This is a genomic window from Geminicoccus flavidas (assembly GCF_009806515.1).
GTDB classification, from domain to species: domain Bacteria; phylum Pseudomonadota; class Alphaproteobacteria; order Geminicoccales; family Geminicoccaceae; genus Geminicoccus; species Geminicoccus flavidus.
Genome location: NZ_WUJP01000297.1, coordinates 1 through 9,488, shown reverse-complemented (window position 1 = coordinate 9,488; position 9,488 = coordinate 1). Strand labels below are relative to the sequence as shown.

Sequence of the window (9,488 nt, the reverse complement as noted above, 5' to 3'; positions counted from 1 at the left end):
CACCAGCAGGGTCAAGAGGGTCGCGAGGCGGACCGGGCCGGTCTGTGGTCGGAGCGCCAGACCGGCCGTGGTGAGCGTGAGGGCCGCCACCTGCAGGCCCGGCTCCAGCAGGTCGTCATGGCGGCCGCCGCCGGCCAGTGCGGTGGCAGCGCGCATCAGGACGATGATCCAGCCGAGCGTGGCGGCCAACAGGATCACGTCGCGCGACCAGAACGGCTCCAGGCGCCGCCCGCAGAGCCAGGCGCCCAGCAGGAACAGGGTGGGCACGCCATAGGCCCAAAGGACCAGAAGGATGCCCTGCTCGCTGGTGCCGGCCTCGCCGGCCTGCCAGAGCAGCCGTCCAGCCACCAGCCCGACCAGGGCAGCAGCGGCACTGGCCAGGGCGCTGTGCGGGAAGCGGGCATGGACCAGCACCACCGCCAGCACCTGGGCTGCCAACGCCACGCTCAGCCAGGCATGTTCCAGCGCCATGGTGAAGGCCAGGCTGAGCGCGGCGACCACGCCCAAGGCGAAGGCCGCCACGGCCGCCGTCTGTCCGGCGAACCGCGCCGTCCGCTCGGCGGCCAGGAGGAACAGGCCGGCCATGACCAGGGCCACGACGGTCCAGCGCGGGGCGGCCGCGAACCCCTCGATCCGGGCATAGGCGATCGCCAGGAGCACCAGCGGGACCACCACGGCCAGTGCCGCGAACCCGCCGGATGGCCGTGCGTGAAGCGCGCCGGTCCAGCCGGCCAGGAAGAAGGCTGCCGCGGTCAGCGCGCAGAACCAGGCATAGGACGCCAGCTCCGGAGCGAGCCAGCGCCAGGCGGGGGTTGCGGTCACCGGATCGCCCAGCATCTCCGCCATCGCGGTGCCGACGATCGGCAGGTCGATCAGGGCAGCGGCAATGGCCACGGCAAAGGCGCCGGCAAAGGCGACATGGAGGCGGGCGCGAGCGACCAGGGCAGCCGTGACCAGGACCAGCGCCGCGATCGGCAGCGGCAGCAAAGCAAGGTCACTCTGCTCGCTCGCCGCCACGGCAGAGGCTGCCAGCAGCAGGCCGCCCAGCCACGCACGCCCGCCGACCCCGGCCACACGGCGCAGAGCTCGGACAGGCGGCCGGTCCTCCGGCCAGTCCGGCTCCCGTGCCAGCCAGACCGGCAGGGCGACGGCGGCGGCAGCCACGAGCGGTGCCAGCGTGGTGCCGGCCTGGCTGCCGGCCATGAGCAGGATGCCTAGGGGGATGAGGCCCAGCAGGTCCAGCGCCAGCAGCCATGTCCATGGGCGAAAGCGCAGGAGCAGGCCCAGGAACAGCTGGATCGCGACCAGCCAGACCGCGAAGGCCACTGGGTCCGGCGAAGCGGTAGCTGTGAGGACGGGGGCAAGGTAGGCGAAGACCAGGGCGACGACCGCCAGGAGCGGGCCATGGTGCCAGGCGAGCAGCAATGCCGTGGCAGCGGCCAGGGCCATCGCCGCCAGCGCGAGCTCCGGACCCAGCAGACCGTAGCGGTCGAACGAGGCCCAGGCGACGCCGAACAGGGCGGACGCCCCGCCTGCGGCCAGGGCGGCGGCGGCACCGGCGGTCTGGCCGGCGCTGAGCCCGAGGCGGCCCGGCTGCTTGCGCAGCAATTCGGCCATCAGGATCAGGACGATGCCGGTCAGCAGGCCGAAAGCCAGCCGGGTACGCGGCCCAATCAGGTCCTGCTCGATCGAGTACTGCACCACGAACAGGCCGCCGAGCGCCAGCGCCACCGCGCCGATCCAGACCAGCCAGCGCTGGCCAAACCGGCGCTCGAGGTCGCTGCCGGGTGGTAGTGCTGGGGGCGGTGCTGCCAGGGCGGCCGGCGGTGCGGCACTGGATTGCTCCACCGGCCCGGCAGAGGCGGCCACCGGCGCTGCGGGCATGGCGGGCACTGGGGGCATGGTGGGTGCGGCCGGGCGCCGCCCCTCCAGCGCGTCGAGCCGTGCCGCCAGCCGCCGGATCTCGCGGCGCTGCTGCGACCAGCCCGCTGCCGCCACCACCACGAGCACCAGCCAGACCGCCTCCATCTCAGCCTTTCTCCGCAAGCCGCTTGACGTATTCACGCGAGATGACGACTGAAAACGTGCCTAGAGGATCAGGTAGCAGGGCCGCCAGCCGAGGCCGACCCAGGGGCCGGAGCCGCGAAGGAACGAGATGACCCGAACGATCCTGTCCGCCTGGTCGCTCCTCCTGGGCATGGCGCTCCTGATGCTGGGCCACGGGCTGCAGGGCACGCTTCTGCCGCTGCGCGCCGCCCACGAGGGCTTCGCCCTGTCGGCCACCGGCATCATGATGTCGGCCTATTATCTGGGCCTGGTCGCCGCACCCTTCATCGTGCCCCACTTCGTGGGCTCGGTCGGCCATGTCCGGGTGTTCGCGGCCCTGGCCTCGCTGGCATCTGGGATCATTCTGATCCACATCCTCCTGGTGGACCCGATTACCTGGTTCTTCCTGCGCTTCACGACCGGGCTCGCCTTGTGCGGCGTCTACATCACCGCGGAGAGCTGGCTGAACAGCAAGGCCGACAACCGGACCCGCGGCGGGCTGTTCTCCTTCTACATGGTGGTGCAGACCGGCGGGTTCGCCGCGGGCAACTTCCTCCTGAACCTGGCGCCGGTGCAGTCCTGGCAGCTCTTCGCCTTCGTCTCGATGCTGTTCTCGATCGGCCTGATGCCGATCCTGCTCGCCGACAACCAGGCGCCGCCGCCATCCCGGCCGGTCCATGTCGGATTTCGCGAGCTGTGGCGGCTCTCGCCCCTGGGCCTGGTGACCATCTTCGGCATCGGCATCGCCCAGGGCGGCCTCTACGCGATGGGGCCGGTCTGGGCGAGCGCGTTCGGCATGTCGATCGCCACCGTGTCCCTGTTCATGGCGGTGACGCTGATCGGCGGTGCCTTGTTCCAGTTGCCGATTGGCCGGCTGTCCGACTGGCTGGACCGGCGGCTGGTGATCACGGCCGTGACGTTCGGTGCGGCCCTGTCGTCCGCCCTGGTCCTGCTCGCCGATCCCGGCAACGAGACACTGGTGCTGGTTCTGTTCTTCCTGTTCGGCGGGCTCAGCCTGCCCATGTATTCCCTGGGCGTGGCGCACACCAACGACTTCATGCGCCCGGACCAGCTCGTGGGAGTGAGCGGCGCGCTGCTGCTGACCAACGGCCTGGGTGCCGCGATCGGCCCGACCCTGACCTCCTTCGTGATGCAGCATGTCGGCGTCTATGCCTTCCCGCTGCTGCTGGCGGTGGCCCATGCCGCGATCGGGCTGTTTGCCCTGTGGCGGATGACCCGGCGCCGGGCACCGACCGCGACCGAGCGCGGCCCGGCCCAGGCCATCCCGACTGGCAGCCCCTACAGCACGGTGCTGACCCAGGAGGTGAGTGCCACCCGGCGCGAAGAGGCGCAGGTGATTCGTCAGGACGAGCCTGCCGAGGCCTGAACCGGCTGGCGCTCGGGCGGCGCCGGAGTGATCGAGCGGTAGCCGAGCCGCCCGGCGACCTCGGCGCAGGCTGACCAGATTGCCTCGGCCTGCTCGTCGGTGCCCTGCCAGCCGGCGACCTTGCCAGCCCGATAGCGGACCGGGTTCATGGTGTTCATCCGGTCGAAGCTGGCGACCTTGGGCTGGTCGAGCGGCAAGTCGAGATAGGCGGCGATCGTGCGCACGCTGGCCTCCGGATGCTGGACATGCCGCTCATAGGCCAGCCTGATGGTCGGCACCTCCGCCGCGAGCCAGCGCTCGTGGAACTCGACATAGCCGGTGAGCGTGGTGCCGTTGCCGTGCACCGCCAGGAACTCCGGAGCGAGCTCCTTGTCCTCCTTGCTCAGGCAGTGCCAGGACCAGCAGGCCGGCAGCGGGTGGCGGATCATCTGCACGACCCGCTCGCCCTTGAGATAGCGCTCGAAGGGCGGCTCGTGGGTTTTGAGGTAGTAGGTGACGGGCTCGGCGGCGAGTTCCCGGCGGCGCTCCTCGGTGAGCCAGCCGAGCCAGCCCGGCACCAGGCCCACCGCCTCGCCCAGGCGGAAGACCTGCGGCCGGTCCAGGTCGATCACGATGCCATGCTTGCGGGTCATGATCTCCCGCCAGGTCGCGATTCCGGCTTCCGGCATGTACGGATCGGTCACCGTGAGGCGCCAGTTCAGCCAGAACAGGTCGCGCAGCACGCTGTTTCCGCAGCGCGGCCAGGTCGCGACATAGACGATCATCGTGCCATCCAGGAGGAGCGAAGCAGATCCCGCGGCCCGGTCAGCCTCGGCCCGTGCCGAGTGATAGGCCGGCAGGGCGTCCCATGGGAAGCACCCGACCGGGCCTCGGCTTCAGCTCCGGCAGCCGCCGGCTGGCGGTTCACGCAGGAACACCCGCAGGCCCGGTAGGCCACGGACCATGTTCTCAACCCGGCCCTTGAGGCGTGCCACTGCCATCACGTTGTCGATCCGCCGGTCGAGGAAGGCCCTGGTCTCGGCATCGCCCTCGCTGCGGTCCTCCAGCCAGAACAGGAAGGTCGAGACCCACACCGCAGAAAGCAGGCCGCGCCTGGTCCAGTAGTCGAGCTCCCGGCTAGTGCCCTGGTCGCCGGCCATCCGCCACATGTCGTCGGCGCCGGCCCAGATGCGGCGGGAGGTGGCGTACAGGTTGCGCGGCAGGGCGCCTGCGGCCACGGCCCGGCGCATCGCCTCCTTGTGCCGCGCCAGCACTTCCAGGCGGACCGCGACCAGCCGGGCAATGCGCTGGCGGATGCGCAGCCGCTCCAGATCCTCGCTGGCCAGGCGCTTGGCCGCCTGCCGGTCCAGCCAGTCGCCCAGCCAGGCCAGGAGGCTCTCCTGGCCCTGCGGGAACAGCCGCCGCGCGGTGATGGGCGTCATGCCGAGGTCGGCGGCGGCGGCCTGCAGGCTCTTGCTGCCCCAGCCGTCGAACGGCACGTGCTGCAGGACCATCTCGAACAGCCGGTCCTTTTCCAGCGCCTTGAGCGCCAATGCCTCGTCCGACTTCATGAGCCGCTGTCCTTTGCCGCCGCCTGGCCGCCTTCCGGCGCGTCGTCCGGGCCCGGCACGGCGTCCAGGAATGCCAGGGAACGTAGGTTGGTCATCCGCATCGGGTAGAGGATCCCGTCCAGATGGTCGACCTCGTGCTGCAGCACCCGAGCGAACAGGCCCTCCGCGATCCCGCCAACCTCCCGGCCGGCCAGGTCGCGTGCCCGCCAGCGCACCTTGGCGAATCTCGGCACCTCGCCGCGCAGGCCCGGGATCGACAGGCAGCCCTCGAGGGCCTCCTCCATCGCCTCCCCCACCGGCTCCAGCACCGGATCGGCCATCACCAATGGCAGAACCTCCTCGGCCTCGCCGTCCCTTGGCCTCGCACTCAGCGGCAGCACCACGATCAGCCGCAGCGACTGGCCCACCTGCGGTGCGGCGATGCCGATCCCCTCCTCAGCGTGCATGGTCTCCACCATGTCGGCGGCGAGGCGGTGGATGGCGGGCGTGGTCGGGTCGCCGACGGGCTGGGCGACCTGGAGCAGCACGGGATGGCCCATGCGCAGGACAGGCAGGACGGTCATGGCCGAAGTTCTAGAGCCTAAGCGCGCCAGCGTCACGTGCGAGCACCGAGCCGGCGGCGATATTGCCCGGACGCAATGAGAGTGCTATAGGCGCCGCCGCGTCGGTCGGTACCGCGACCGCGATGCATTTCCTGTCCCCTTTTCACCGAGGAGAACGACCATCGTCGAGGTCCAGGTCCGCGACAACAATGTCGATCAGGCACTGCGCGCGCTGAAGAAGAAGATGCAGCGTGAAGGCCTGTACCGCGAGCTGCGCATGCGTCGGCACTATGAGAAGCCTTCTGAGCGTCGTGCCCGCGAGAAGGCGGAAGCCGTCCGCCGGTTCCGCAAGCTGATGCGTAAGCGCGCCGAGCGCGACGAACTCTAGGGATCGCGCGCCCACGCCCTGACGAGGAGTGACCCGGGCGATTCGCCCGCGGCCTTGCCCTGTTGGAGCGCAGCCATGCAGCAGACGATCTGAGCCCGCCGGGGCGACTCGGCGGGCTCGTTGCGTCAGGGATCCTTCTGCATATTTGACAGTTATTAGTCGATATATAGTACAGATTACATTGTAGTTTACGAAATATCGATCGGCGGTTGCCGGCACCAGCTGTAGTTTCACCTCCCGCGCCGATGCGTCCGGAGGACCACCATGCCCGAAGCCGCCGTCCAGTCGAGGCCCGATCAGGCCGATCTCGCCGGCCAGTGCACCGCGCTGGTCCAGGCTTATGGCCATCTATGCGGGCAGGATCTGCTGGCGGCAGTGCTGGGGCCCGGCAGCCGCCTGCATGGGCGGACCGCCCTGGTGTCGTCGTTCGGTGCGGAAAGCGTCGTGCTCCTGCACATGGCGGCCAGCGTCGATCCCCGCATCCCGGTGATCTTCCTGGACACGCTCGCCCATTTCCCGGCGACCCTCGCCTATCGCGCTCTGCTGATCGAGCGTCTGAGCCTGCGCGACGTGCGCAATGCCGTGCCCGACCTGCGCATGCTGGGCCGGCTCGACCCGCGCGGCGACCTGCACGCGAGCGATCCCGACGTCTGCTGCCACTTCCGCAAGACCGAGCCGCTCGACCAGGCCCTGGGCGGCTTCGCTGCCTGGATCACCGGGCGCAAGCGCTTCCAGGGCGGGCAGCGCCAGGGCCTGCCGACCTTCGAGGTCGAGCAGGGTACTGGCCGCCTCAAGATCAATCCGCTGGCCCAGTGGGGAGCGGACGACCTGGAGGCCTACCGGCAGAGCCACGCTCTGCCCGCCCATCCCCTGGTCGAACAGGGCTACCGCTCGATCGGCTGCGCCCCCTGCACCCGGCCGGTCGCGGCCGGCGAGGACCCGCGCGCCGGCCGCTGGGCGGGCACCAACAAGACCGAGTGCGGCATCCATGTCTCGCAGGGAGGCGGCATATGACGATCCTGCTACCCCCGGCCGAACCGGTGGCGCGGCACCGGGCCAACCTGTCACCGCCCCGGCCCTGGCCGCTCCTGCCGGCCGACGAGGTCGGCTGGCTCCTGGTCGAGGCGAGCTCGCGCCTGCGCGCTTCGGGCAGCTCCAGCCTGGCCATCGGCCCGGACGAGGCGACGCCGCTCGGCCGGCTGGCGCACGATCCTCGGCTGCAGCTCCTGGCCTCGGAACTGGCCGGCACGGCCCAGGCGCTGGTGCGGATCGAGCTGGGCCGGGCCGGACGATTGTCCAGTGCTCGGGCGGGCGGGCCCGGCACCCTGTTCGTGGAGCTGGGCGGCGATGCCGCCAGCCGTCCCGGCCGTGTCCACGCCTCGCTCGCCACGCTGTCGGCGGATGCGCTGGTCCTGGCCGCTTCGTTCCGCTCGCGCCTGGCCGCCGCGCCCCATTCCTGCGCCCCGGCGGCGGCCGACCTGTGGCCGCCGGCCGCCGTCGTGGCCGGTTGAGCATCGGACCCAGCAGAAACCACGTGCAAGCTGCTCGAAATTAGACTACTAAATTAGTAGAGTTTATCAACTGGAGCATGCCCATGGGCGGACTGACCCGTCGACGAGCCCGCGGCATCCTCGCGCTTGGCGGCCTGGCCATCCTCCTGCCATTCCTAGATCTGGGCGGCTCCCCGGAGCGGCCGGTATCCGTGCAGCCCGAGGTTCGGGCAGAGGCGGCCCTGCCCCCGCGGGCCACCGAGCCGGGCCCGTCGCGTCCCGATGCACCCGTGCCCGTGACGCCCGTGTCGCTGGAAAACGATACCCTGGTGCCGGAAGCCGCCGCCCTGCATCTGCTGGTTGCCGACTGATCAGAGCCGCCATGACCAACGGCCACTCCGCGTGAGCACCGCCAGTATCGCCCGTCGGCGCCAGGGCCCGGTCCTGCCCGGATTCGGCCTGACCATGGGGGTGACGGTCACCTACCTGTCGCTGATCGTCCTGATCCCGCTGGCGGCGATGTTCGTTCGCAGCCTGGGCGACGGCCTGCCTCATTTCCTGTCGGTCGCCGCCGACCCGCGCACGCTGGCAGCGCTGCGACTGAGCTTCGGCGGCGCGATGATCGCGGCCCTGATCAACCTCGTGATGGGCGTGCTGGTTGCCTGGGTACTGGTGCGCTACCCCTTTCCCGGCAAGCGCCTGCTCGATGCCGCCGTCGACCTGCCCTTCGCCTTACCGACCGCGGTGGCCGGCATCACCCTCACTGCCCTGTTCGCTGGCGACGGCTGGATCGGCCAGTTCCTCGAGCCGCTCGGCCTGCAGGTGGCGTTCACCCCAGTGGGCGTGGTGGTGGCCATGGTGTTCATCGGCCTGCCGTTCGTGGTGCGCACGGTCGAGCCGGTGCTGGCCGACTTCGAGAAGGAGGTGGAGGAAGCCGCCGCCACGCTGGGTGCCAGCCGGCTGCAGACGGTCGTGCGAGTGATCCTGCCCAGCATCCTGCCGGCGGCACTGACCGGCTTCGCCCTGGCGTTCGCCCGGGCGGTCGGGGAGTATGGCTCGGTGATCTTCATCGCCGGCAACATGCCCTACCATTCGGAGATCGCACCTCTGCTGATCGTGATTCGCCTGGAAGAGTTCGACTATTCGGGTGCCGCCGCCGTGGGCGTCATGATGCTGCTGGGATCCTTCCTCCTCCTGCTGCTGATCAACCTGCTGCAGGCCTGGAGCCGGAGCTACGAGCGGCGATGATCGCGACCCTCACCCCCGCCGCGAACGCCCTGCCCGCACGCAGGCGGGCCAGCCGTGAGGGCCGCGGCGTGCGCTGGCTGCTTACCGCCGTCGCTGTGCTGTTCCTCCTGGGCTTTTTGGTCCTGCCACTGATCGCCGTGTTCGTGGAAGCGCTGCGCGCCGGGTGGGACACCTATGTTGCGGCGATCCTGGAGCCCGACGCGCTGGCAGCAATCCGGCTCACTTTGCTGGTCGCCGCGATCGCCGTGCCGGTGAACCTCGTCTTCGGCCTGTGCGCCTCCTGGGCGATCGCCAAGTTCGACTTCCCGGGCAAGTCGATGCTGATCACGCTGATCGACCTGCCCTTCTCGGTCTCGCCGGTGATCTCGGGCTTGGTCTGGGTGCTCCTGTTCGGCACGAGTGGCCTGCTCGGCCCATTCCTCGCACCGCTCGGCATCAAGATCGTGTTCGCGGTGCCGGGCATCGTGCTGGCCACGATCTTCGTCACCTTTCCGTTCATCGCCCGCGAGCTGATCCCGCTCATGGCCGAGCAGGGCCGGGAAGCCGAGGAGGCCGCGGTGTCGCTGGGCGCATCGGGCTGGCAGACCTTCCGGCTGGTCACCCTGCCCAACGTCAAATGGGGCCTGCTCTACGGCGTGCTCCTGTGCAACGCCCGCGCGATGGGCGAGTTCGGTGCGGTGTCCGTGGTCTCCGGCCATATCCGCGGCCTGACCAACACCATGCCGCTGCACATCGAGATCCTCTACAACGAGTACCAGTCGGCGGCTGCCTTCGCGGTCGCCAGCCTCCTGGCCCTGCTGGGCCTGGTCACGCTGGTGATCAAGACCGTGCTGGAAT

Annotated in this window: 11 protein-coding genes; 7 read left to right on the top strand and 4 right to left on the bottom strand. The window is 70.1% G+C overall.

Going from position 1 to position 9,488, the window contains the following annotated elements; translation table 11 throughout:
- The coding region (locus tag EQG76_RS08235) for a DUF2339 domain-containing protein (RefSeq protein ID WP_159712316.1) at positions 1–2,028 on the bottom strand (2,028 nt) is incomplete at its 3' end.
- A 127-nt stretch (positions 2,029–2,155) separates the two neighbouring features.
- Between EQG76_RS08235 and EQG76_RS08230 the strand changes: the two genes are divergently transcribed.
- A complete protein-coding gene (locus EQG76_RS08230) occupies positions 2,156–3,433 on the top strand; it encodes an MFS transporter (RefSeq protein WP_159712314.1) in 1,278 nt (425 codons plus the stop codon).
- On the opposite strand, the gene EQG76_RS08225 is transcribed toward EQG76_RS08230, so the two are convergent.
- The 3 genes from EQG76_RS08225 to def all read right to left on the bottom strand — a co-directional run bounded on the left by EQG76_RS08225 (position 3,409) and on the right by def (position 5,546).
- Complete coding sequence (locus tag EQG76_RS08225) at positions 3,409–4,197, bottom strand: sulfotransferase family protein (protein ID WP_159712312.1); 789 nt, start codon at positions 4,195–4,197, stop codon at positions 3,409–3,411. The genes EQG76_RS08230 and EQG76_RS08225 overlap by 25 nt on opposite strands.
- Positions 4,198–4,308: 111 nt before the next feature.
- Positions 4,309–4,983: a COQ9 family protein gene (locus tag EQG76_RS08220; RefSeq protein WP_159712310.1), complete on the bottom strand. Its 675-nt coding sequence runs from the start codon at positions 4,981–4,983 to the stop codon at positions 4,309–4,311.
- Positions 4,980–5,546: a peptide deformylase gene (gene def, locus EQG76_RS08215; RefSeq protein WP_159712308.1), complete on the bottom strand. Its 567-nt coding sequence runs from the start codon at positions 5,544–5,546 to the stop codon at positions 4,980–4,982. The genes EQG76_RS08220 and def overlap by 4 nt, the downstream gene beginning before the upstream one ends.
- A 160-nt stretch (positions 5,547–5,706) precedes the next feature.
- Between def and rpsU the strand changes: the two genes are divergently transcribed.
- The 6 genes from rpsU to cysW all read left to right on the top strand — a co-directional run.
- On the top strand, positions 5,707–5,913 hold the full coding sequence (rpsU, locus tag EQG76_RS08210; RefSeq protein ID WP_159712318.1) for a 30S ribosomal protein S21: 207 nt from the start codon (positions 5,707–5,709) through the stop codon (positions 5,911–5,913).
- A gap of 264 nt (positions 5,914–6,177) precedes the next feature.
- Positions 6,178–6,927, top strand: a complete 750-nt coding sequence (locus EQG76_RS08205) for a phosphoadenylyl-sulfate reductase (protein WP_159712306.1) — start codon at positions 6,178–6,180, stop codon at positions 6,925–6,927.
- On the top strand, positions 6,924–7,424 hold the full coding sequence (locus EQG76_RS08200) for a hypothetical protein (RefSeq protein WP_159712304.1): 501 nt from the start codon (positions 6,924–6,926) through the stop codon (positions 7,422–7,424). Before EQG76_RS08205 ends, EQG76_RS08200 begins: the two co-directional genes overlap by 4 nt.
- Positions 7,425–7,507: 83 nt before the next feature.
- Positions 7,508–7,774 (top strand): hypothetical protein, encoded by a 267-nt coding sequence (locus tag EQG76_RS08195; protein ID WP_159712302.1) that lies wholly within the window; start codon positions 7,508–7,510, stop codon positions 7,772–7,774.
- Between the two features lie 31 nt (positions 7,775–7,805).
- Positions 7,806–8,651 carry a sulfate ABC transporter permease subunit CysT gene (cysT, locus tag EQG76_RS08190; protein ID WP_159712300.1) on the top strand — a complete coding sequence of 282 codons (846 nt, stop codon included), beginning with the start codon at positions 7,806–7,808 and terminating at the stop codon, positions 8,649–8,651.
- Positions 8,648–9,488 (top strand): sulfate ABC transporter permease subunit CysW (gene cysW, locus EQG76_RS08185; RefSeq protein WP_159712298.1); only part of this gene is annotated, 841 nt, incomplete at its 3' end. The genes cysT and cysW, both read left to right, overlap by 4 nt.

Excerpts from the sequence above, each read along its gene's own strand:
- EQG76_RS08225 (WP_159712312.1), bottom strand. The coding sequence starts at position 4,197 with ATGATCGTCTATGTCGCGACCTGGCCGCGCTGCGGAAACAGCGTGCTG.
- EQG76_RS08220 (WP_159712310.1), bottom strand. The coding sequence starts at position 4,983 with ATGAAGTCGGACGAGGCATTGGCGCTCAAGGCGCTGGAAAAGGACCGG.
- EQG76_RS08200 (WP_159712304.1), top strand. The coding sequence starts at position 6,924 with ATGACGATCCTGCTACCCCCGGCCGAACCGGTGGCGCGGCACCGGGCC.
- EQG76_RS08230 (WP_159712314.1), top strand. The coding sequence starts at position 2,156 with ATGACCCGAACGATCCTGTCCGCCTGGTCGCTCCTCCTGGGCATGGCG.
- EQG76_RS08195 (WP_159712302.1), top strand. The coding sequence starts at position 7,508 with ATGGGCGGACTGACCCGTCGACGAGCCCGCGGCATCCTCGCGCTTGGC.
- EQG76_RS08205 (WP_159712306.1), top strand. The coding sequence starts at position 6,178 with ATGCCCGAAGCCGCCGTCCAGTCGAGGCCCGATCAGGCCGATCTCGCC.
- def (WP_159712308.1), bottom strand. The coding sequence starts at position 5,546 with ATGACCGTCCTGCCTGTCCTGCGCATGGGCCATCCCGTGCTGCTCCAG.